This window comes from Actinorugispora endophytica, from assembly GCF_004363075.1.
GTDB classification, from domain to species: Bacteria; Actinomycetota; Actinomycetes; order Streptosporangiales; family Streptosporangiaceae; genus Actinorugispora; species Actinorugispora endophytica.
The window spans coordinates 493,141-514,829 of sequence record NZ_SNYN01000001.1; the positions used below are offsets into that span (position 1 = coordinate 493,141).

The 21,689-nt window shown below is 72.8% G+C and carries 19 protein-coding genes; 10 read left to right on the forward strand and 9 right to left on the reverse strand.

The window, feature by feature from the left end; genetic code table 11:
• The first annotated feature begins 148 nt into the window (after nucleotides 1–148).
• From serC to EV190_RS02270, 3 genes are all read left to right on the forward strand, one after another.
• Nucleotides 149–1,270 (forward strand): phosphoserine transaminase, encoded by a 1,122-nt coding sequence (gene serC, locus EV190_RS02260; protein ID WP_133739700.1) that lies wholly within the window; start codon nucleotides 149–151, stop codon nucleotides 1,268–1,270.
• 87 nt (nucleotides 1,271–1,357) lie between these two features.
• Nucleotides 1,358–2,353 carry a glycerophosphodiester phosphodiesterase family protein gene (locus EV190_RS02265; protein ID WP_133739701.1) on the forward strand — a complete coding sequence of 332 codons (996 nt, stop codon included), beginning with the start codon at nucleotides 1,358–1,360 and terminating at the stop codon, nucleotides 2,351–2,353.
• Nucleotides 2,354–2,531: 178 nt separating this feature from the next.
• A complete protein-coding gene (locus tag EV190_RS02270) occupies nucleotides 2,532–3,128 on the forward strand; it encodes a Uma2 family endonuclease (RefSeq protein WP_243742284.1) in 597 nt (198 codons plus the stop codon).
• A gap of 3 nt (nucleotides 3,129–3,131) precedes the next feature.
• On the opposite strand, the gene EV190_RS23235 is transcribed toward EV190_RS02270, so the two are convergent.
• Nucleotides 3,132–3,305 (reverse strand): hypothetical protein, encoded by a 174-nt coding sequence (locus tag EV190_RS23235; RefSeq protein ID WP_166655340.1) that lies wholly within the window; start codon nucleotides 3,303–3,305, stop codon nucleotides 3,132–3,134.
• A 233-nt stretch (nucleotides 3,306–3,538) separates the two neighbouring features.
• Between EV190_RS23235 and EV190_RS02280 the strand changes: the two genes are divergently transcribed.
• On the forward strand, nucleotides 3,539–4,132 hold the full coding sequence (locus EV190_RS02280) for a Uma2 family endonuclease (RefSeq protein ID WP_133740129.1): 594 nt from the start codon (nucleotides 3,539–3,541) through the stop codon (nucleotides 4,130–4,132).
• A 3-nt stretch (nucleotides 4,133–4,135) separates the two neighbouring features.
• Here the strand turns inward: EV190_RS02280 and EV190_RS02285 are convergent, their stop codons facing one another.
• The 5 genes from EV190_RS02285 to EV190_RS02305 form a co-directional block, all read right to left on the reverse strand.
• Nucleotides 4,136–5,212: a hypothetical protein gene (locus tag EV190_RS02285; protein WP_394345480.1), complete on the reverse strand. Its 1,077-nt coding sequence runs from the start codon at nucleotides 5,210–5,212 to the stop codon at nucleotides 4,136–4,138.
• Between the two features lie 213 nt (nucleotides 5,213–5,425).
• Nucleotides 5,426–5,974 carry an RNA 2',3'-cyclic phosphodiesterase gene (thpR, locus tag EV190_RS02290; protein WP_133739704.1) on the reverse strand — a complete coding sequence of 183 codons (549 nt, stop codon included), beginning with the start codon at nucleotides 5,972–5,974 and terminating at the stop codon, nucleotides 5,426–5,428.
• Between the two features lie 13 nt (nucleotides 5,975–5,987).
• On the reverse strand, nucleotides 5,988–7,250 hold the full coding sequence (locus tag EV190_RS02295) for an MFS transporter (protein ID WP_133739705.1): 1,263 nt from the start codon (nucleotides 7,248–7,250) through the stop codon (nucleotides 5,988–5,990).
• 119 nt (nucleotides 7,251–7,369) lie between these two features.
• The gene (locus EV190_RS02300; protein ID WP_166655355.1) at nucleotides 7,370–7,819 is read right to left on the reverse strand and encodes a MarR family transcriptional regulator; all 450 of its coding nucleotides are present in this window, start codon (nucleotides 7,817–7,819) and stop codon (nucleotides 7,370–7,372) included.
• A 147-nt stretch (nucleotides 7,820–7,966) separates the two neighbouring features.
• On the reverse strand, nucleotides 7,967–9,478 hold the full coding sequence (locus EV190_RS02305) for an NCS2 family permease (RefSeq protein WP_133739706.1): 1,512 nt from the start codon (nucleotides 9,476–9,478) through the stop codon (nucleotides 7,967–7,969).
• 155 nt (nucleotides 9,479–9,633) lie between these two features.
• On the opposite strand from EV190_RS02305, the gene EV190_RS02310 reads away from it, so the two are divergent.
• The 3 genes from EV190_RS02310 to EV190_RS02320 all read left to right on the forward strand — a co-directional run bounded on the left by EV190_RS02310 (nucleotide 9,634) and on the right by EV190_RS02320 (nucleotide 14,706).
• The gene (locus EV190_RS02310; protein ID WP_133739707.1) at nucleotides 9,634–9,885 is read left to right on the forward strand and encodes a DUF2530 domain-containing protein; all 252 of its coding nucleotides are present in this window, start codon (nucleotides 9,634–9,636) and stop codon (nucleotides 9,883–9,885) included.
• Nucleotides 9,886–9,961: 76 nt separating this feature from the next.
• Nucleotides 9,962–11,449: a DUF7059 domain-containing protein gene (locus EV190_RS02315; protein WP_133739708.1), complete on the forward strand. Its 1,488-nt coding sequence runs from the start codon at nucleotides 9,962–9,964 to the stop codon at nucleotides 11,447–11,449.
• A 191-nt stretch (nucleotides 11,450–11,640) separates the two neighbouring features.
• Complete coding sequence (locus EV190_RS02320) at nucleotides 11,641–14,706, forward strand: sacsin N-terminal ATP-binding-like domain-containing protein (protein WP_133739709.1); 3,066 nt, start codon at nucleotides 11,641–11,643, stop codon at nucleotides 14,704–14,706.
• A 41-nt stretch (nucleotides 14,707–14,747) separates the two neighbouring features.
• On the opposite strand, the gene EV190_RS02325 is transcribed toward EV190_RS02320, so the two are convergent.
• From EV190_RS02325 to EV190_RS02335, 3 genes are all read right to left on the reverse strand, one after another.
• Nucleotides 14,748–15,410 carry an AIM24 family protein gene (locus EV190_RS02325; protein ID WP_133739710.1) on the reverse strand — a complete coding sequence of 221 codons (663 nt, stop codon included), beginning with the start codon at nucleotides 15,408–15,410 and terminating at the stop codon, nucleotides 14,748–14,750.
• A 196-nt stretch (nucleotides 15,411–15,606) separates the two neighbouring features.
• Nucleotides 15,607–16,434, reverse strand: coding sequence for a DUF3027 domain-containing protein (locus EV190_RS02330; protein ID WP_243742285.1), 828 nt, complete (start codon nucleotides 16,432–16,434; stop codon nucleotides 15,607–15,609).
• A gap of 125 nt (nucleotides 16,435–16,559) precedes the next feature.
• On the reverse strand, nucleotides 16,560–16,943 hold the full coding sequence (locus tag EV190_RS02335; protein WP_133739712.1) for a cold-shock protein: 384 nt from the start codon (nucleotides 16,941–16,943) through the stop codon (nucleotides 16,560–16,562).
• An 884-nt stretch (nucleotides 16,944–17,827) separates the two neighbouring features.
• On the opposite strand from EV190_RS02335, the gene EV190_RS02340 reads away from it, so the two are divergent.
• From EV190_RS02340 to EV190_RS02350, 3 genes are all read left to right on the forward strand, one after another.
• Nucleotides 17,828–20,293 (forward strand): helicase-associated domain-containing protein, encoded by a 2,466-nt coding sequence (locus EV190_RS02340; protein ID WP_133739713.1) that lies wholly within the window; start codon nucleotides 17,828–17,830, stop codon nucleotides 20,291–20,293.
• Nucleotides 20,294–20,401: 108 nt separating this feature from the next.
• Nucleotides 20,402–20,812 (forward strand): hypothetical protein, encoded by a 411-nt coding sequence (locus EV190_RS02345; protein WP_133739714.1) that lies wholly within the window; start codon nucleotides 20,402–20,404, stop codon nucleotides 20,810–20,812.
• Between the two features lie 55 nt (nucleotides 20,813–20,867).
• Entirely contained in the window at nucleotides 20,868–21,275 is a 408-nt protein-coding gene (locus tag EV190_RS02350) for a hypothetical protein (protein WP_133739715.1), read from the forward strand.
• Nucleotides 21,276–21,689 lie beyond the last annotated feature (414 nt).

The following is a 21,689-nucleotide window of genomic DNA, read 5'->3' on the forward strand; positions in this document are numbered from 1 at the left end:
GGCGGCGTCCTTTCTTTCTTCCCTGAACCCGGGTTTGGTGCCACCTGATTCACCGAATCGCGGCCGTCCGGTTCCGGCCCCGCCGAAACGGCCGCTGTTTCCTCCCCCTCACCTGCGGCACAGCGCGTCGTCCGAGTAGGCTGACGGCGTGACCGAGATCCACATTCCCGAGACCCTCCTGCCCGGCGACGGCCGGTTCGGCTGCGGGCCGTCCAAGGTCCGTCCCGAGCAGTTGAGCGCCCTGGCCTCCTCCGGTACCGCCTACCTCGGTACCTCCCATCGCCAGAAGCCGGTGAAATCGCTCGTCGGCCGGGTGCGGTCCGGCCTCGCCGACCTCTTCTCCCTCCCCGAGGGCTACGAGGTCGTCCTCGGCAACGGCGGCACCACCGCGTTCTGGGACATCGCCGCGCACGGCCTGGTGCGGGGCAAGTCCCAGCACCTGTCGTTCGGTGAGTTCTCCTCGAAGTTCGCCAAGGTCACCAAGGGCGCGCCGTGGCTGGCCGAGCCCACCGTCGTCTCCTCCGAGCCGGGCACGCACGGCGCCGCGCGGGCCGAGGCCGGTGTGGACGTCTACGCGCTCACCCACAACGAGACCTCCACCGGTGTGGCCGCCCCGATCAGCCGGGTGGCGGGCGCCGACGAGGACGCGCTGGTGCTGGTGGACGCCACCAGCGGCGCCGGCGGCCTGCCCGTTGACATCAGCGAGACCGACGTCTACTACTTCGCCCCGCAGAAGTGCTTCGCGGCCGAGGGCGGGCTGTGGATCGCGGTCATGTCGCCCCGGGCGCTGGAGCGGGTGGCCGAGATCGCCGCGACCGACCGGTACGTCCCGGAGTTCTTCTCGCTGCCCACCGCGGTGGACAACTCCCGCAAGGACCAGACCTACAACACCCCGTCGGTCTCCACCCTGCTGCTGCTCGCCGAGCAGATCGAGTGGATCAACGGGCGGGGCGGACTGGACTGGGCGGTGCGCCGCACCGCCGAGTCCTCGGGCATCCTCTACGCCTGGGCCGAGAAGTCCGCCTTCGCCTCCCCGTTCGTGGCCGACCCCGCGCAGCGGTCGCAGGTCGTGGGCACGATCGACTTCAGCGACGAGGTGGACGCCGCCGCCGTGGCCGCGGTGCTGCGCGCCAACGGCGTCGTGGACACCGAGCCCTACCGCAAGCTCGGCCGCAACCAGCTGCGGGTCGGCATGTTCCCGGCGATCGAGCCGGCCGACGTGCAGGCCCTGACCGAGTGCGTCGACCACGTGGTGGGCCGGTTGGCCTGACCGCCGACCTCGGTATAGACATAGGGGCTGGTCCCGGATTCACCGGGGCCGGCCCTTTCGCTTCGCCCCACACGGACGGACCCGGCCTTGCGCAGGAACAAGCAGCTGCCCCACATCAAGATCATCTCGCACCGCGGCGCGTCGGGCCACCGGCCCGAGCACACCCTCTCCTCCTACACGCTGGGGGCCCGCTACGGCGGCGACTTCATCGAGGTCGACCTGGTCTCCACCAAGGACGGGCACCTGATCGCCCGGCACGAGCCGGAGATCGGTCACACCACCGACGTGGCGTCGCGCCCGGAGTTCGCCGACCGCCGCGGCACCCGGACCATCGACGGGGTCGAGGTCACCGGTTTCTTCGCCGAGGACTTCACGCTGGAGGAGATCCGGACGCTGCGCGCGGTGGAGCGGCTGCCCTCGGTGCGCCCGGACAACGCCGCGCACGACGGCGACTACCCGGTCCCCACCCTGGTGGAAATCATCGAGCTGGCCAAGGCGCTCACCAGGGAGTTGGGGCGTCCCATCGGGGTCTACCCCGAGACCAAGCACCCCGCCCACCACGCCTCGGCCGGCCTCGGCCTGGAGCCGCCGCTGATCCGGACCCTGCGCGAGCACGGCCTGGCCGGGCCGGAGCCCGAGGTACCGGTGTTCCTGCAGTCCTTCGAGCCCGAGAGCCTGAAGAAGCTGGGCGAACTCCGGCTGCCGCGGGTCCTCCTGATCGGCGCCGAGGAGCGGTGGGCGCCCTTCACCACCCGCGAGGGGCTGGCCGGGGTGGCGGCCTTCGCCGACGCGATCGGACCCGACAAGTCACTGGTCGTCGCCGTCACCGAGGACGGCGAGCTGGGCGAGCCGACCTCCCTGGTCGCCGACGCGCACGACGCGGGCCTGCTCGTGCACCCGTACACCTTCCGCAGCGAGAACCACTTCCTGCCCGAGTCGCTGCGGTCGGGCGGCGGCCCGACCGCCTACGGGGCCTTCGCCGCCGAGTACGAGGCGTTCTTCGCCGCGGGCGTGGACGGCGTCTTCACCGACCACTCCCGTCACGCCTTCCTCGCCCGCGAGATCTTCCTCGACGAGGGCTGATCCGGGAGAGCGGCGCGGTCGGGGCCGCGCCGCGACCGGGAGAACGGCCTCCCCGCCTCTGCGGACCGTGTGAAACGGCCGGTGCTTCTTTATCCTGTGGACGACGACGGGCAGGCCGGAAGCGATGCGGTTACACTTCCGGCCCAGGAGGTGACGTAGCGAAATGAGTCTCGCTGTGATGGAAACCGTTTCCGGTGGCGACACGCCTGATTCCAACCCCTTGCTGCGCGCCTGGCAGGAGCTGGACGTGCCCGAAGGCTGGCGGGCCGAGATCATCGATGGAGAAATCAGGCTGATGACGCCGCCTTCGAGACCGCACAACTTCATCGCGGCGAAAGTGTCCCGGGCGCTGCTGCGCTCCATTCCCGAGACATGGGACGTCTACCAGACACTGGGGCTGCGTATCGACTCACTGGGAGACCTCTACGTACCGGATCTCGTCGTCATCCCCGACAGCGCCATGCTGGATGACGGCGCGGACCTCCCGTGCTCCGCCGAGGACGCGCTCCTGGTGGTCGAGATCGTTTCCAAGAGCAACGGCGACCGTGATCGCAGGACGAAGCTGCGGGGATACGCGCACGGCTTGGTCCCGCTGTACCTCCTGGTCGACCGGTGGGCCGAGGAAGGGCCTTCGGTGACCCTGTACGAGGATCCGGAGAACGGGCGGTACCGCAGGCACACCACCGTGCCCTTCGGCGCCAAGGCCAGCCTTCCCTCTCCGTTCGGACTGGAACTCGACACCTCGGACTTCCCCGACGCGAAGCAGTGGAAGTAGTCCTCAGCCGCTGCGGGCCAGCCAGGTGATGGCGAGGACGACCACCAGCGCGACGCCGACGCCGCCGAGGATGAGGAGGCCCGCTCCGCCGTCCTCGCGGGGTCCGGACGCCTCTCCCCCGCCGGAAGGCCGCGACTCCTCCTCGCTCGGAGCCGCGGGCGTGGACGGTGTCTTCACCGACCACTCCCGCCACGCCTTCCTCGCCCGCGAGGTCTTCCTCGACGAGGGCTGACCCGGGAGAGCGGCGCGGTCGGGGCCGCGCCGCGACCGGGAGAACGGCCTCCCCGCCTCTGCGGACCGTGTGAAACGGCCGGTGCTTCTTTATCCTGTGGACGACGACGGGCAGGCCGGAAGCGATGCGGTTACACTTCCGGCCCAGGAGGTGACGTAGCGAAATGAGTCTCGCTGTGATGGAAACCGGTCCCCATTCCATGGAACCCGATCCCGAGGACGTGCTGCGCGCCTGGCAGGAGCTGGACGTGCCCGACGGATGGCGGGCCGAGATCATCGATCCTGGAAAGATCAGCCTGATGTCGCCCCCCTCGAACCCGCACAACTTCATCGCCGAACTGGTTCAGGACGCTTTCCACCCGGCCAAGCCAGACAAGACCGGTCTCTATCAGACCGTAGGGCTGTGGATCGCCGTCACCGGTCGGCTCTTCATCCCTGACCTCGCTGTGATCCCCCGGTCCATCGTGCGGGAGTCCAAGGCACCGCTGGCGGCACACGAGGCCCTCATCGTCGTGGAGATCACTTCCAGGGACAACGCCACCGACGACCGCGTCAAGAAACTCGCCGGATACGCGCACGGCATGGTTCCGCTCTACCTGCTGGTCGACGCCTGGGACCCGACAGGCCCGTCGGTGACCCTGTACGAGCAGCCCCACAACGGCCGGTACGACGTGCACCACACGGTTTCGTTCGGCAGGGCCATCACTGTTCCGGCACCGTTCGACATCGAACTGGACACCTCGGAGTTCCCCCCCGGTTCGGAGTGGAAGTAGCCCTCAGCCGCTGCGGGCCAGCCAGGTGATGGCGAGGACGACCACCAGCGCGACGCCGACGCCGCCGAGGATGAGGAGGCCCGCTCCGCCGTCCTCGCGGGGTCCGGACGCCTCTCCCCCGCCGGAAGGCCGCGACTCCTCCTCGCTCGGGGCGGCCGGGGCGGGCTCCGTCTCCGGGAGCGGAACGCGCCACACCGGGCTCCCCACCCCCTCGGTCCCCGCCAGCAGCGCGGTCCCGTCCCGGGTGTAGGCCAGCGACTCGCCCTGGTCGCTCTCCGGGAGCCCCAGACGGGCCGTGCTCCGCCCGGGGACCCCCTCGGAGGCGTCGTAGACCGCCACGCTCCAGTAGGTCCGGATCGCGTAGTACCCGCCGTCCGGCGAGAACGACGCGTCAGTGGCGAACAGCGGGGCCGGGCCGACTCTGGTGAGGGTGTTCACGGCCTCGGGGTCGAGCCGCTCGGGCGCGGCGTAGAGCCCGCCCGCGAGCTCCTTGCTGACGACGTAGAGCCGGTTGTCGCGCGGGTCCACGAGGATGCCCTCGGCGTCGCGGCCTCCGTCGGCGTAGGCGAGGGTGAACGCGGTCGCCGTGACCGTCTGGTCGACGAGGTCGCGGGGCTCCGGCAGGCGGTACACGCGCACGTCCGGCCAGCCGCCCTGGTAGTTGTCGCCGATGTCCGCGACGTAGACCGCCGGCTCGCCCGCGTCGTCGGCCCCGACCGCGACGGCCTCCCAGTCCCGGGCCTCCACCCCGTCCCCGGCCAGCCGGACCGTGGCCACCGTCTCGCCCCGCTCGTCGACGGCGTAGACGTCCGGGCCGTACTGCGGGCCGCTGTCGTTGTGCGTCCAGTACACGCCCTCGTGCCGTACCGAGGCCGCCATCCCGCTGGACTCGGCGATCCGCGGGTCGGTGAGGGCGAAGGCGGTCTCGGTGCCCTCGGGGACCCGCTCGCCCGCCGACGCCCCGGGGGACTCCGCCGGTTCCCGGTCCTGCGCGGGGAGTGCCCCGGCGCCCAGCAGCACGGGAAGGATCATGGCCGCAACCGTCAACCGCACGCGGACGCCTGGTGTCATGGTCCACATCCTCGCATCCGGTTCCGCGGGGCTCCGGCGCCAGGACCGTCGGGGGCCGGGCCTACTGGAGCAGGGCGCCCACGACGACGACGAGCATGATCGCCGCGAGCACCGCGGGAAGCAGCCAGCGCTGCTTCCGGTTGTTGGTGAGCATGCTCATGGGACGTCCCGGCTTCCTCGCGGTCTTTCCAGTGTTCCGGCCTTCGGTTCTGCTCCGCGTGCTCAGGTTAGTGCCCAGGTGTCGACGGTCCGGTACCGGGGAGCGCCCCCGCGACGGCTGTGCACGAGCCGCACCTCGGCGGCCCGCCAGCGCTCGGTGTCCAGGGCGTCCAGTTCCGCGCGCTGGGCCGACAGGTCTGCCGCCCGGCGGGAGCGGGCCAGGGTGAGGTGCGGCGTGTAGGCGCGGTCCTCCACCCCGACGCCGGCGGCGACGGCGGCCCCGCGCAGCTCCGCGGCCAGCGCGGTCAGCTCCGGGACGTCCCCGGTGAGGCTCGCCCACAGCACGTGGGCGCGTGCGGGGTCCGCCGGGAAGGTCCCGGCCCCGCCCAGTCCCAGCGTCATCGCCCGGTGCCGCGCGGCCGCGCGGGCCAGACCCGCGCGCACCGCGTCCACGCCCTCGTCCGGCACCTCTCCCAGGAACAGCAGCGTCACGTGCCAGTCCTCCCGCGACGTCCAGCGCAGGCCGTCGCGGCGGCCGCGCGCGGCGGCCGCCGCCGCGGCCAGTTCGTCGAGCGCGGCAGCGGGCGGGACGAGCGCGGCGAACAGGCGCATCGGACCTCCGGGGTCAGGCGGCCGGCTCCCTGAGGGGGCGCCGGGTCAGTTCGACGTAGGGGCGTCGCGGAGTGATCCGCACGCCGACCCCGAGCCTACGCCCGAGCGCGACGGCGACCAGGGAGGTGACCAGCACGCTCACCACGCCGCCGACCGCCAGGCTCACCGGGGGACCGAAGACGTCCGCGAGCACGCCCACGACGGGCGCGCCGATGGGCGCGACCCCGAGGAAGACCAGCATGTACATGGCCATGACGCGGCCGCGCATACTCGCCTCCACGCTGAGCTGGAAGAACGCGTTCATCGTGGTGGTGAACGTCATGAACACGACCCCCATGGGCACCAGGACCAGGGCGAAGGCCCAGTAGGCCGGCATGAATCCCGCGACGACCTGGAGGACTCCGAACATGAACGCCCCGAACAGCAGCGTCCGCAGCCGGGGCTCCTCCCGCCGGGCCGCGAGCAGCGCCCCGGCGAGCGCGCCGACCGCGAAGCAGGCGGCGGCCAGGCCGTACGCCTGGGCTCCCGCCCGGAAGACGTTGTTGACCATGAGCGCGAACTGGTTCTGTCCGTTGGAGCCGAACAGCTGCACGAAGCCGACCATGACGAGCAGCAGGACCAGGTCGCGGCGGCCCGCGACGTAGCGCAGCCCCTCGCGGATCTGGCCCTTCGCGCGCCGGGCGGGCTCGCTCACGTGCAGTTCGCCCGGCCGCATCATGGCCAGGCCCGCGAGCACGCCGGTGAAGGACAGCGCGTTGACCAGGAAGACCGGCCCCGTGCCGGCGGCGGCGATGAGCAGGCCCGCCACAGCGGGACCCACGACCCGGCCGAGCTGGAAGCTGGCGCTGTTCAGGGCGACCGCGTTGGGAAGGTCCCGCCGTCCGACCATTTCGATCACGAAGGTCTGGCGGGCCGGGTTGTCCACGACGGTGACCAGGCCGAGCCCGAGGGCGAAGAGGTAGACGTGCCAGACCTGCGCGGTGCCGAGCGTGGCGAGCACGCCGAGGCCGAGGGCCAGGACTCCCATCAGGGCCTGGGTGGCGATGAGGATGCGGCGCTTGGAGAGGCGGTCCACGAGCGCGCCGCCCCACAGGCCGAGGAACAGCATGGGAAGGAACTGCAGGGCGGTCGTGACGCCGAGCGCCACGCCGCTGCCTCCGCTGAGCTGCAGGACCAGCCAGTCCTGGGCGACGCGCTGCATCCATGTGCCGCTGTTGGAGACGGCCTGGCCGAGGGCGAAGAGGCGGTAGTTGCGGACGCGCAGCGAGCGGAACATGCCCGGCCTGCGGCCGGGGTCGTCCGCTGCGGCGTCCTGGTCGGGGCGGGGCTCGTCCGGGGCGGGGTGCGTGGCGTGCTCCTCGGTGTCGTCGGATACCCCGCCGCTTCCCCCGTTGGCTAGGACCGGCTCAGCCGGTTCAGGATCTCCGCCGCCGTGCGCAGCGTCGCCTTCTCCTCCCTCGTCAGCTCCGCGAGCCGCTGGGTCAGCCACGCCTCGCGGCGCTGCTGGTCGGACTGCACCAGCAGGGCGCCCTCGTCGGTGAGTTCCACGAGCTGCTGGCGCCGGTCGTCCGGGTGCTTCATCCTGCGCACCAGCCCGCGCTCCTCCAGGGCCGAGACGATCCTGGTCATCGACGGGGGCTGCACCTTCTCGTACTCCGCGAGCGCGCCGGGTGTCATCGTGCCGTGCCGGGCCAGGGCGAACAGCACCGCGCCCTGCCCCAAGGAGAGGGAGGAGTCGGGCCGCTGCGCGCGAAGCCGCCTGGCCAGCCGTCCCACGGCCATGCGAAGCACCGCGGCCAGACCGGCGTCCGTGCCGGTCTGCTGGGAAACGTCGGGATACTTCATTAGCATGACTCATTACTCTTGCTAACGATATCTCGCGCCGGGGGATTCCGACAGAGAACAAGCGTTGAACCATGATCCCAGTCGTGCGCGCGCCCCGCCCACCGGAAGGCGGACGGGGCGCGAGGAGCGAGACGCGAAGCGCGGGGGTCAGGCCAGAGCCGCCTGGATCGGCTCCAGGCAGAAGTAGACGAGGAAGGCCGCGGCGACGACCCACATCAACGGGTGCACGTCCCTGGGCCTGCCCTGGGCCAGCTTGATCACCACGTAGCTGACGAAGCCCGCCCCGATGCCGTCGGCGATCGAGTAGGCGAACGGCATCACCACGATCGTCAGGAAGGCCGGGATCGCGACGCCGAGATCGGTGAAGTCGATCTTGGTCACCTGGGTCATCATCAGGAAGCCGACGACGATGAGCACCGGGGTGGCCGCCTCGAACGGGACGAGGTTGACCAGTGGCGAGAACAGCGTCGCCACCAGGAAGAGCACGCCCGTGACGACCGAGGCGAGTCCGGTGCGGGCCCCCTCCCCGGCCGCGGCGGCCGACTCCGCGTAGACGGTGGCCGAGGAGGACGAGGTCGCGCCGCCCGCGACGGCCGCGAGGGAGTCCACCACCAGGACGTTGCGCGCGCCCGGGAGGTCGCCGTCCTCCTCCAGGAGGCCCGCCTGACCGGCCACCCCGACCATGGTGCCCATGGTGTCGAAGAAGTCGGCCAGGATCAGCGTGAAGACCAGCAGGATCACGGCGACGACGCCGATGTGCTCGAAGCCGCCGAGCAGGTTGAACCGGCCGATCAGGCCGAAGTCGGGGAGGGCCAGCACCGGCCCCGACAGCTCGGGCACGTTCAGCGACCAGCCGGTCGGGTTGACGTTCCCCTGCCCGTCGCTCATCGGGCCGACCTCGGCGACGGCCTCCACGACCAGCGCGACCACCGTGGCAGTGATGATGCCGATCAGCATCGCGCCCTTGACCCCCCGGACCATCAGGACGACGGTCAGCGCCAGGCCGATCACGAAGACCAGGATCGGCCAGCCGTTCAGGCCGTTGTCTCCCAGCTGCACCGGCACGGTGGTGTTGGCGATGTCGGGGACGCGGCGCACGAAGCCCGCGTTGACGAAGCCCACCAGGGTCAGGAACAGGCCCAGGCCCACCGCGATCGCGGTCTTGAGCCCGGCCGGGATCGCGCGGAAGACGGCGACGCGGAACCCGGTGAACACCAGGACCAACAGGATCAGCCCCTCGATGACCACCAGGCCCATCGCGTCCGCCCAGGTCATCTGGGGCGCGATGGTGACGGCGACGATCACGTTGAGGCCCATTCCGGCCGCCAGGCCGAACGGGTAGCGGCCGATCACACCCATCAGGATGCTCAGCACGCCCGCCACCAGGGCGGTGGCGGCGGCCACCATGGGAATCGCCACGCCGGGGTCCGACGCGCCGCCGACCAGGTCGCCGTTCATGTCGACCGCGGTGCCGATGATCAAGGGGTTGAGGACGATGATGTAGGCCATGGCGAAGAACATCGCCAGGCCGCCCCGGAACTCGCGCGCGAAGTCGGACCGGCGCGCCGAGACCTGGAAGTAGCGGTCGACGGCGGCTTTGAATCCGGTCGGCGCGGGGGTCCCCGCGCCCGGGGCAGTGGGATTGGACGGTTCGTTCACTTGCTCAAGCCTGACAGACGATGGTCACGTTGCCACGTCAGGGCAGTTTCAGATTCCTACTGGTTTTTACTGTTCTGGGCGTTTTCCTCCGGGGGGACATCCGGCCGCCGCCACTCCTCGCCGGGCGGCTCCGGGCGATCGTCTAGCCTTGGAGCGTGCGCAGACCCCGCCGACCGGACCCCGAGGTCCACGAGACCGACTACCGCGTGCCCACGGCGGTGGGCTCCGTGGCGTGGGCTGTCGCCCTGGTCGTGCTGCTCGCCCGGGGTGACGACCTCGCCGCCGCGGAGCGCTGGTGGATCTGGGTCTGCGTGACCGGGATCGGACTGGGCGTGTTCGCGTTCTTCTACATCCCCTGGCTGCTGCGCAGGCGCAGCGAGGCCGACGGGCGGAACCGGTCCGCCTGACCCCGGGCGCCCGCCCCGGCCGCCGGCCTTCCCCCACCGGTCCCGACATTCGGCGCACGTCCTTGATAATGAGTGCGTGTCCGAATCGCTCCGCCCCCTCTCCCGCCACCTCGCCGACCGCTTGCGCGGCATCCTGCTCGACGCCGACTACACCGTGTCCGGTGTGCGCGACCGGCTCGGCGACACCGCGGCGCGCGCGCTCGCCCGCGAGCAGCTGGTCCCCGCCCTGCGCGCCACCGGCGGCGACGAGCGCCTCGGCCTGCTGCTGCGCCTCTGGTGGCTCCAGGAGGCCGCCCCCGAGGCCGCGGCGCGCGCGATCCTGCCGGTCACCGAACTCGCCGAGGCCGGGCTGCTGTCGGTGCGCGACGGCCGGGTGCGCGCGCTGGTGCACCTGGGCCCGTGGGAGCTGGGCGGGGGCCGCCCCGGCTACGTCGTCTCCGACCCCACGGTGCGCCCCGGGCGCGGCCATCCCCGACCGGACCACGTGGTGGGCGCGGGCGGCGCGTCGGCCACCCTGTCCAGGCTCATCGTGGACGGCCCGGTGGAGAACGCGCTCGACCTGGGCACCGGCTGCGGGGTGCAGTCGCTGCACCTGGCCGAACGGTCGGGCCGGGTGTGCGCCACCGACCTGAACCCGCGCGCCCTGTGGATGACGCGGCTCAGCTGCGCGCTGTCCGGGCTGGACAACGTCGAGGTGCGCGAGGGGTCGCTGTACGAGCCGGTCGGTGGGCGGCGCTTCGACCTGATCGTCTCCAACCCGCCGTTCGTGGTCACCCCCGGCTCGGCCCGCTACACCTACCGCGAGTCGGACCTCCCCGGCGACTCGGTGTGCGCCGAGATCATCCGCGGCGCCCCCGCGCACCTGACCGAGGGCGGCTGGTGCCAACTGCTCGCCAACTGGCTGCACGTGGACGGGGAGGACTGGCGCGACCGCGTCGGCGGGTGGGTCGAGGGCACGGGCTGCTCGGGCTGGGTGGTCCAGCGCGACGTGCAGGACCCGGCCGAGTACGTGGAGCTGTGGCTGCGCGACTCGTGCGAGCAGGGCTCCCCCGAGTACGCCCTGCGCTACGACGCCTGGCTCGACTACTTCGACCGCGAGGGCGTCAAGGGGATCGGCTTCGGCTGGATCTGCCTGCGCAACGACGCCGCCCAGGACGCCACCGTCCGGGTGGAGGAACTGCGCCACGAGATCGCCCAGCCGGTGGGCCCCTACCTGCCCGAAGTGGTGAACGGCACGATGACCGCGCACCGCCTCACCGACGCGGCCCTGCTGTCCGCGCACGTGGCCCTGGCTCCGGGGATCGAGGAGGAGCGCGTCGGCGCGCCGGGCGCGCCGGACCCCGAGCGGATCCTGCTGCGCCAGACCGAGGGCCTGCGCCGCGTGGCCCAGGTGGGAACGGTCGAGGCGGCCCTGGCGAGCGTGTGCGACGGCACGATGCCGGCCGGTCCTCTGCTGGACGCCATCGCCGAGCTGACCGGCCAGGACCCGGCGACGCTGCGGGAGCGCACCCCCGCCGTCCTGCGCGGCCTGATCGCGGAGGGCTTCTTCCGGGTGGCGCGCTAACCCCTCGACGGTTTCCTCGGTGATCGTGACCTTTCCGGGGTCTCAGCGGCGATTGAGACCCCGGAAAGGTCACGATCACCGAGGAGACCACAGGTTTTCCGGAGATTTCATCCGGGCGTGGGGGCGGACCGGCCCGGAGGCGACCGGGTGGTCGCGTACCGTAGTGCAGCACCGGCTCTGGAGAGGTCCCCATGACGCAGACGAAGGCCGACCCGTTCGGCGTGGGCGAGCTTCGCAGGAGGGTTCTCGACGGGTGGGCGGACTCGCCCGCGCGCTTCAGGGAGGACGCCAACGCCGAGGAGGACTACGCGCTCGGCGGCTACCGGGACCGGGTCGTCGTGGAGCTGGCGCAGAACGCCGCCGACGCCGCCCACCGGGCCGGGGAGCGGGGACGGCTGCGCCTGGCCCTGCGCGGACGGGAGTTCACCGCCGCCAACACCGGCGCTCCGCTGACCCCCGAAGGGGTGGAGTCGCTGGCCACGCTGCGGGCCTCGGCCAAGCGGGACGCCGCGCACGGCGCGGTGGGCCGCTTCGGGGTGGGGTTCACCGCCGTGGTCTCGGTCTGCGACGACGTGCTGGTCGCCTCGCGGGACGGCGCGGTCCGGTGGAGCAGGGAGCGCGCCGAGGCGCTGGTGCGGTCCGAACTCGTGGACGGCGGCCGGGCGCGACCCGAACTCGCCGACGAGCTGCGGCGGCGCGGCGGCCGGGTGCCGCTGCTGCGGCTGCCCTTCGAGGAGGACGCCCGCGCCCCCGAGGGCTACGACAGCGCCGTCACCCTCGTCCTGCGCGACGCCGACGCCGGGGCCCGGCTGGCGACCCAGCTCGCCGAGACCGGGCAGGCGCTGCTCCTGGCCCTGCCGTGGCTGGCCGAGGTCGAGATCGACGTGGACGGCCAGGTCCGCACGCTCGGCTCCGAGCCGGGCCCCGAGGGCCGCGTCACCACCCGCGTCGTGGACGCGTCCGGTGAGCGCGCCATCCACTGGCGCACCCTCACCCGCTCGGGCCGGTTCGCCCCCGACGCGCTGGCCGACCGCCCCACCGAGGAGCGCGACCAGCTCGACTGGACCCTGACCTGGGCGGTCGCGGTGGACCCGGCCGGGACCGTGGCGGGGCTGCCCGCGGACGTGCCGCGCGTGGTGCACGCGCCCACCCCCAGCGACGAGGAGCTGCACGTCCCCGCGCTGCTGGTCGGCACCTTCCCCCTGGCCCCGGACCGCCGCCGGATCGCGCCCGGACCCGCCTCGGAGGCTCTCGCCACCGCCGCCGCCACCGCCTACGCGGACCTGCTGTGCCTGCTGGACGCCCGGGCCACCTGGGACCTGGTTCCACTGGACCTGATGCGCGGCGCCGAGTTCGACGCCCGCTTCCGGGCCCGGGCCGCCGAAGCCCTCCAGGACGCGCCCTTCCTGGAGACCGCGTCCGGGGCCCCCGTACGTCCCCGCGACGCCGTCGTCGTGGAGGGCGGCGCGGACCTGGTCGAGGTCCTGGCCGACCTGCTGCCCAACGCCCTGCCGGGCGACTGGAACCTTCGGCACCCGGGACTGCGCGCGCTGCGGCTGCGCCGGATCGGACTCGCCGACCTCGCGGACCTGCTCGGCGACCTGGACCGGCCGCCGAGGTGGTGGGCCCGCCTGTACGCCGCGCTGCGCGCCGCCGGGCAGCACGGCGCGGACCTGGGCGAACTGGGCGCGCTGCCGGTCCCCCTCCTGGACGGGCGGCTGGTGCGGGGCCCGCGCGGGCTGCTGCTTCCCGTCGGCTCGTCCTTCGCGAGCGGCACACTGGACGTCGGGGCGCTGACCCCGCTGGGGCTCCGGATCGTCCACCCCGAGGCGGTGGACCCGCTGCTGACCAGGCTCGGCGCGATCGAGGCGAACGAGCGGGCCGTTCTGACCGACCCGCTGACCAGGGCCGCGGTGGAGAACTCGCTGGACGCCGACGACCCCGACGAGATCGCCCAGGCCGTGCTGGAGCTGGTCGCGGCCTCGGCCACCACGCTGGAGGAGGCGCCGTGGCTGGCCGATCTGGCGCTGCGCGACGACGAGGGCGGCTACTCCCCCGCCGCCGAACTGCTGCTCCCCGACAGCCCGCTGCTGGAGATCCTCACCGACGACGCCCCCTTCGGCGTGCTCGCCGAGGACCTGGCCGAGGCCTACGACTCCGAGACCCTGGAGGCGGTGGGCGTGCTGCGGCTGTTCGCCGTGTGCAGGGGGCACGACGTGACGCTGGGCGAGGCGCTGGAGGAGAGCCTCGACGACCTTCCGCTGGACGGCCTGGAGGAGTGGGCCTCCGAGGTCACCGCGCTGCTGGGCGACCTCTCGCTGCCTCCGGTGGTGCCGGAGCTGATGGGGGTGCGGGACCTGGAGTTCGTGCGCGAGGACCGCTGGCCGCAGGCGCTGGCGCTGCTCGCCGTGCCCGGGCCGCGCGGCGCCGTGGTGGAGCCGACCCGGGTGCTGACGGGCGACGGCCGCTCGGTGGACGTGCCCTCGTACACCGCGTGGTGGCTGCGCACCGGCGCGCTGCTGGACGGCAGCCCCCCGGTGGAGCTGCGCGCCGCCGACGCCGACCCCGCGCTGACCGGCCTGTACGACGAGATCCCGGCGCACCTGGACCCCGAACTGGCCCGCGCCCTGGGGGTGCGCACGAGCCTCGACGACCTCCTCGCCGACCCGGACGGCCCGGACGACCTGCTGGAGCGCCTGGGCGACCCGAAGCGCCAGGTGTCCCGGGAGTCGCTGCGCCGGATCTGGACCGCGCTGGCCGGGGTCCCGGACGACCACGTGTCCCCGCCCGCGGCCGTGCGCGCCGTGCGCGGCGGCGCGGTCGTCGTGGTGGACGCCGAGGACGCGGTGGTCCTGGACTCGCCCGACCTGCTGCCGCTGCTGGCCGACCGCCCGGCGGTGCTGCTGCCGGCCGACCGCGCCGCGGCCCTGGCCGACGTCCTCGACCTGGACCTGGCCTCCGAGGTGGTCGACGGCCGGGTGACCTCCTCGGGCGACGTCCGCCCGGTCCCCGACGAGGTGCGGGTCCTCCTCGGCCCGAGCCCGCTGACCTATCTGCACCACGACGAGCTGCGGGTGGACGGCGTCCCGGTCGAGTGGCGCTGCGCGGGAGGCCACCTGCACACCGCGACGACCGACGGCCTGGCCCGCGCCCTGTGCTGGTCCACCGGCCAGTGGTCGCGCCGCCACCTCGTCGCGGCCCTGCTGCGCGACCCGCAGACCCTGTCGGTCCTGCTGGCAGAGGCCGACCTGGACTGATCCCCGCTTCCCGCCGCGGAGGCCGCGGGAAGCGGTCCGGGTCAGCCGCCCTGGGCCACCACCTGCGGGCCTTCGGACGCCTGGACCAGGACGAACCCCTGGCCCTGGAAGGCGAGCTGGAACGCCTCACCGCTGCCGCGGCCGATCAGCGCGCCCATCTTGGCCGTCCTGCGCACGCTGGTCTGCAACGAGGTGGCCCAGGCGACCGCCGAGTCGGTGTCGACGTAGGTGGGCTGGTCCACGTCGAGCATGACCGGGGTGCCGTGGCAGGCGATGGCGACCCGCCCCCTGCCGGTGAAGACGGTGTTGAACAGGCCCCCGGCGGCCATGCCGACGCCCTCGACCCGGCGGATGTCCCACTCCAGTCCCGGTTCGAAGGCGAGCACGTTCTCGCCGTTCACGGTGACGGAGTCGTCTTCGAGGTCGATGACGTGGATCTCCCAGGCGTCCCGGGCGAGGAAGACGTCGCCCCGCCCCGAGACCTTCATGAGCGGCAGGCCCTCGCCGGTGAACGCCTTCTTGAAGAACCGGCCGACACCGCCCGCGCCCTGGTAGGCGAAGTCGACGTCGCCCTGGTAGGCCACCATCGCCCCCTGCCGGGCGAAGAACTCCCCGTCGAAGGAGACCCTCAGCATCCTGGCGTTCTGCAGGGTCATCCCCTGCTGTCCGGACTCCTGTGCCTGCTGGAACAGCTCACTGCGCACGTGCTCACTCCTCGCGAGATCGATGGTCTCCAACTCAGACGCCCCCGACCGGAACCGGTTCCCGAACGGAGGCGTCGTCTTCGGCCGCCCCGCGCCGGGGCGGGCGTCCCGCTGGGAGGCACTCCGGCCGCCGGAGCGGGCCCACCGCGATCGGACGAGGAAGGCCGGGCCCGGCGCGGGGCGGGTCCGGCCTTGGTCAGGGCTGCTTCGACTCCGCCGGGGTGCCCGAGGCGACGAGTTCGAGCTCGGTGGTGTCGTCGAAGACGATGTTGTCGTAGCCCATCTCGTCGACCACCGGGGTGAGCGGCTCGGGCCCGCCGGCGGGCAGCTCGGCCTCGGAGTGGGCGCCGCAGCCGTGGTCCAGGGAGACCACCCGACCGTCGTCGGGGGCGTACTCGTTGGCGCAGACACCGAACATCTGACGGAACTCGCCCGCCAGCGGGGTCATGAAACCACAGGTCGCGCATTTGGCGGGGGCGGCGTTGGCGATCGGGCTGTCGGGGCCGGAGGTGCCGGTGTACCAGCGCTCGGCGGCGGCCTCACGGCCCGTCTCCGAGAGGACCCGGGCCCGGCCCAGGCCCAGCTCCCAGACCATCTGCTTGTCGTAGCCGTCTTCGGCCGTCTCGTCCTCGGCGGCCTGGGAGTAGCCCGGCATCAACCGCTCGTCGTCCGCGGAGCTCGGCAGCAGGTCGCCGACGCCGAGGTCGCCCGGGCGCAGGCGCTCCTTCCAGGGCAGCCATTCGGGGGCGAGCAGCGCTTCCGCCCCGGGCAGCAGCACCGACTCGTTGACAGTGACGTACTTGGCGCGGGCGGCGCGCACGACCGTGACGGCGTAGTGCCAACCGGGATAGGCGGGATCGAGGCACGCGAAGAGGTGGGTGACGACGCGGTCACCCTCCACTTGGGCGCCGATGTGTTCGCCCACCCACTCAGGACGCCCGATCTCGGCTGCCGCCGCGCGGGCCTGGCCCTGGGCCTCGATACATGCCTGGTCTGGTACGGGAGAACGACGGGTACGGCTCACCTCTCCATTTTCGCTGATTACCGGCACCAACTTGACCATGACAGCGATCGATAGACGACCGTTACCCGCATCACCCCCGAAAAGGACACGTCCCGTCACGCGAAGGCGACAGGACGCGTCGGGGGTCAGGCCTCCAGATCGTCCGCGACGATGCGCAGGACCTGGGCGATCTTGGCCGCCTCGCGGCGGTCGGGGTGCTTGTTCCTGCGGTAGGAGTTGGAGACCCCGTCGAGCAGCTTGATCAGGTCCTCGATGATGGGGACCATCTCGTCGGGCTTCTTGCGCAGGGCCTTGGCCACCGACCGGGGCGCTTCGAGCAACCTGACCTGGAGCGCCTGGGCGCCCTTGCGGCCCTCCGCGACCCCGAACTCGACCCGCTGCCCGGGACGGAGCGCGGCCGTGTCGGGCGGAAGCGCCGAGGAGTGCAGGAAGACCTCGCCGCCGTCGTCGTTGGTGAGGAAGCCGAACCCCTTGTCCGCGTCGTACCACTTGACCTTGCCAGTGGGCACGTGTGACCTCTTCGCTGTCGCCGTGGAGACAACGAGGACGACCACGCGTGCCCTCCTCGGGGGACGGTCGGTCTCCTCGCCCCTCCGTCGTCGGATGGGAGCTTTCAGGCTAGTCCCGAGCACACTGGACAGCCACCGGATAATCGCCCTAAACAGGACGAGAAGGCACTCGGTTCCGACCGCAACCGGTCACCGCTCCTTCCCGTGCGAGGGTTCCGGACACCGTGCCCGCGTTCTTTCGGTCACCGCTCCGGCCGCTTCCCGGACCGGCCGGCGGGACCGCTGGACGGGCGACACGGGATCTCCCGGTGTGCGGGTGTCCCCGTCCACGCGACGCCACCGACCCGCGCCTCCGACGGGCGTCGACGGCGCCGTCCGCCGGGCTCTCCCCCCGGCTCCCCGAGCCCGAGCGGCAGGCCCCGCGCGGACGCGTCCCGGCCGCCTGGGACGGGGCCCTCCCCGCCGTCCCGGCGCTGACGACCGCGTGAGGGTCCGCCCGAAAGGGCGAGAGGCCCGGAACGTGTTCCGGGCCTCTCGTGGCGGCACCCCTCGCACCGCTGGTTGCGGAGTTGTGGGACGGGACCCGGCGGTTTCGGGGTGCCGTCGCCACCGACGCTCCCCCGGAGGCGGGCTGCCCCGGCGGCCGTCGTTGGTCGTCTCATCCATCGGAACGGGACGCGTTGACATCATTACCCGGCAAGGCCGCGCACACTCGCACAAAAACGCAGGTCAAGGACTATATTCCGGATCGTTTGCCAACCTGTGACCGAACCCGGCCGACCGTGTCGCGCGTACCCCGGGAAGGGGCCGCGCGCACGGGGCTCCGGGACGGGGACCCGTCCGAACGGACACATCGGGGAAGCGATGGAATAGCGTAAAGAGCGATGAGCGACGACGCGGAGCCTGTCGCGCGCCGGGACCCGGAGCGCGCCCCCACCTATACCTCCTGGCTGCGGGGTCTGTCGGACACCGAACTGGGCGCGCTGTTCATCGTGCGCCCGGACCTCGTCAACCCGGTGCCGGCCGGAATCGCGGCGCTGGCCGCGCGGGCCACCGCCAAACCCACGGTCGTGCGCGCCCTGGACCGGCTGGACCGGTTCTCCCTCCAGGTGCTGGAGGGCCTGCTGGCGCTGGGCGACCCGTTGTTCTCCGGCCCTCCCGCGGGAACCGACCGGGCGGCGCTGGCCGCGGCGCTGGACGTCCGGGGCCCGCTCCTGGACACCACGCTGGACCGGCTGCGCACAGCCGCCCTGGTGTGGGACGACGGCGGAACGCTGCGTCCGATCTCGGTCCTGCGCGGCATCCTCGACCGGCCCGCCGGACTCGGTCCGCCGCTGGTCGCGCTGCTCAGCGTGCAGTCCCTGGAGCGGCTCAACCGGTTGGCCGCGGACCTCGGCCTGTCCGCCGGCTACGCGGACGGCGACCCCGCGGCGCGGATCGCCTCCGAGCTGACCCGCCGGAGCCGGCTCGACGCGCTCCTGGCCGAGGCCGGCGAGTCGGCCCGGCCGGTGCTGGACCGGCTCGTCTGGGGGCCCTCCCACGGCAGCGTCACCAACGCCCGCCGCGAGGTCTCGCTCGCCTCCGCCGCCTCGCCCATCGACCGGCTGCTGGCGCTCGGCCTGATCGTCGCCACCGACGAGCACACCGTCGCGCTGCCCCGGGAAGTGGCCCTGCACCTGCGCGGAGGGCGGCTGTTCTCCAGGACCGCGTCGATCCCTCCCCGGCTCGACGGACCCGCGCACGACCTCGCCTCGGCGGGCCGGGCCGCCGCCGGCCAGGCGTTCACGGTGGTCCGGGTGGTCGAGGAGCTCCTCGAGGACTGGGCCGGGAACCCGCCGGGGGTGCTGCGCAACGGCGGCCTGGGGGTGCGCGACCTCAGGCGCGCGGCCCGCACGCTCGACACCGACGAGCCGACCGCGGCCGTGCTGCTGGAGATCACGTACGCGGCCGGACTGATCGCGGCCGACGGCGAGGTGGACGGCGAGTGGCTGCCCACCGGGGAGTACGACATCTGGCGTGCGCACGGCCCCGCCCGCCGCTGGGTCTGGCTCGCCGAGGCGTGGCTGCGCTCCCCCCGGGTGGCGAGCCTGAGCGGGCAGAAGGACGCGCGCGGCCGGGCCCGCAACGTCCTGGGCGAAGGACTCGAACGGCGCTCGGCCCCCGAGACCCGGCTGGACGTGCTGCGCGCCCTCGCCCGAGCCTCCGAGGCGACCGCGCCGACCCCCGAGGCGGTCGCCGAGTACCTGGCCTGGCTGCGTCCGCGCCGGCAGGGGACCGCCTTCGCGGACCTGGTGCGCGGCACCCTCGACGAGGCCGCGACCCTTGGGCTGACCGGGCGCGGCGTACTCGTCCCGTACGCGCGGGCCCTGCTTCCGGAGCGGAACGCCGGCGCCGCGGCGCCCACCGGCGCGGAGGGGGCCGCCGCCGCGTCCCTGCTCGCCTCCCAACTCCCCGAACCGCTCGACCACTTCCTCCTCCAGGGCGACCTCACCGCGGTGGCCCCCGGCCCGCTGCTGCCCCCGCTGGCGCGCGAACTGGCACTGGCAGCGGACGTGGAGTCGACCGGGGGCGCCACCGTCTACCGGTTCAGCGCCGCCTCGGTCCGCCGCGCCCTGGACGCCGGGCGCGGCGCGGACGAACTGGTCGGGCTGCTCGAACGCCACTCGACCACACCGGTGCCGCAGCCCCTGCGCTACCTCGTGACCGACGTGGCCCGGCGGCACGGGCGGCTGCGGGTGGGGACCGCCTCCAGCTATCTGCGCTGCGACGACCCCGCCGTGCTGGACGAGCTCCTGAGCGACCGGCGCGCCGCCGACCTGCTGCTGTTCCCGCTCGCCCCGACCGTCATCGCCTCCCGGTTGAACCGGCCGGTCCTGCTGGACCGGCTCACCGAACTGGGGTACCACGCGGTCCCCGAGGCGACCGACGGAACGATGCAGCTCAACCGCCCCGAGACGCGCCGGGCCGCCGCGCGCGCGAGCGTCTCGGAGCTCGCCGAGCCGGATCCCCCCGGTCCCGAGCTGCGGGCGGCGGCGGTGCGCGCGATCCGCGCGGGCGACGAGGCCGCGACCGCGGTGCGGCACCCCATCGACTCCCCCGACGCCGAGCAGCCGCGCTCCCCGGTCGCCGCGACGACGGCCGCGCTCGCCGCGGCCGCCGCCGAGGGAAGGCGGGTCTGGATCGGCTACCTGGACACCGAGGGCATCGCCGGCAGCAGCATCGTGGAACCCGCAAAGGTGGACGGCGGGTTCCTCACCGCCTACGACACGACCCGGGCCGCCGTGCGCCGCTTCGCCGTCCACCGCATCACCGGGGTCGCCTCACTCGGTGGGGAACCCGCGTCCTCCTGACCGGTGCGGGCCGCACCGGACTGGGTATCCACCCCTCGGAAATCCCTCCCGGGTTCTGATGAGATGGGAGGGCCATGTCCGGTGCACGGAAACGAGGATCCTCCCCCCATGAGCAACCAGTCGCCGCTACCGCCCGGAGCGTCCGACCCCCGCGACGAGCCGCCGCCCCGGATCCGCCGAACCGAACGCGACCGGGACGGTGACCGGCGCGACGACGCGGAGGGGGAACACCGGCCGACCGGGGCGAGCAGCTCCACGATGGCGCTCATCCTGCACGCGCTGACCTTCCTGTGCTGCGCCAACTGGCTGTTCGGGGTCATCGGCATCGTCTTCGCGATAAGGGCGGCCCACAAACGCGACCGGGGGCTCTACACTCAGGCCGAAACCCTCACCCGGTACTCGTGGTACTGCCTGGGCGCCGCGGCCGTCATGTTCACGGTCATGCTCATCTCCTTCGGTGTCATCCTCACCCAGTCGGGGTCGTGGGTAGAGGGGTTCACATCGGACTTCAACTACTGACCGGCGCCCCGAACAACGGCCCGGTACTCGTGGACAGCAGAAAAGGCAGGAGCTCATGAGCAGCCAGTGGCCCGGCTCAGGCGACTATTGGGGCGACCCTCACCAGCCCCAGCAGCCGGGCCGGGACGGTGGATACGGCCGAACCGGCGGCCCCTGGCAGCCACCCGCTCCCCAGGTGCCGCCGCACCCCGGGTTTCTCCCCCAGCCCCCCGGCGTCCCCCCGGGTCCGCCGCCGGCCAAGGGGAACACGGTCCTGGCGCTGATCATCGCGATCATCGTCACCCTGTCCTGCTGCGGCTTCACCAACATCATCGGCATCGTGTTCGCCTCGGTCGCCCTCAGCAAGGAGCAGGAACCGGAGGCCTTCGAGAAGTACACCCGGTGGGCGTGGCTGTCCAACTTCGTCCACATCGGCATCCTGGTGCTCATCGTCGTCCTCTTCGTGATGCTCAGCTACATCTAGGGAAGCTCCGACCCGGGGGTGATTCGGCGTGCCGGTGCTTCGGTGGCCTTTCGGCCTCCTGTCACGCGGATCGCGGGGTCACGGCGGGCGGCGACGGCGGGTGGGGGTCGGGGCCGCGCCCACGGTGTCCGTTTCGCGTGGTTTCCGTTGGTGATCTTGCTGTTTCCCCCCGAGAACCTTGACCTCGGGGGAAACAGCAAGATCACCGGACATTCGAGGGCCGGTTCCGCCCCCACCCGGAATGATCTTGGGCTTTCCGCCCTTCCCGGCCCCGAAACGGGCAGAAAGCCCACGACCGTCAACGGCCCCCTCACGCAACGGACGTCGTGGGCGCGGCCCCGACCCCCGCCCTCCGGCCCCGCCCGCCGTCACCTCGCGGTCCGCACGGCATGAGGCCGAGAAACCCACCCGAAG

Excerpts from the sequence above, each read along its gene's own strand:
- EV190_RS02340 (WP_133739713.1), top strand. The coding sequence starts at position 17,828 with ATGAGCGACGACGCGGAGCCTGTCGCGCGCCGGGACCCGGAGCGCGCC.
- EV190_RS02295 (WP_133739705.1), bottom strand. The coding sequence starts at position 7,250 with ATGTTCCGCTCGCTGCGCGTCCGCAACTACCGCCTCTTCGCCCTCGGC.
- EV190_RS02320 (WP_133739709.1), top strand. The coding sequence starts at position 11,641 with ATGACGCAGACGAAGGCCGACCCGTTCGGCGTGGGCGAGCTTCGCAGG.
- EV190_RS02345 (WP_133739714.1), top strand. The coding sequence starts at position 20,402 with ATGAGCAACCAGTCGCCGCTACCGCCCGGAGCGTCCGACCCCCGCGAC.
- EV190_RS02350 (WP_133739715.1), top strand. The coding sequence starts at position 20,868 with ATGAGCAGCCAGTGGCCCGGCTCAGGCGACTATTGGGGCGACCCTCAC.
- EV190_RS02285 (WP_394345480.1), bottom strand. The coding sequence starts at position 5,212 with ATGTGGACCATGACACCAGGCGTCCGCGTGCGGTTGACGGTTGCGGCC.
- thpR (WP_133739704.1), bottom strand. The coding sequence starts at position 5,974 with ATGCGCCTGTTCGCCGCGCTCGTCCCGCCCGCTGCCGCGCTCGACGAA.
- EV190_RS02270 (WP_243742284.1), top strand. The coding sequence starts at position 2,532 with ATGGAAACCGTTTCCGGTGGCGACACGCCTGATTCCAACCCCTTGCTG.
- EV190_RS02300 (WP_166655355.1), bottom strand. The coding sequence starts at position 7,819 with ATGAAGTATCCCGACGTTTCCCAGCAGACCGGCACGGACGCCGGTCTG.
- EV190_RS02280 (WP_133740129.1), top strand. The coding sequence starts at position 3,539 with ATGGAAACCGGTCCCCATTCCATGGAACCCGATCCCGAGGACGTGCTG.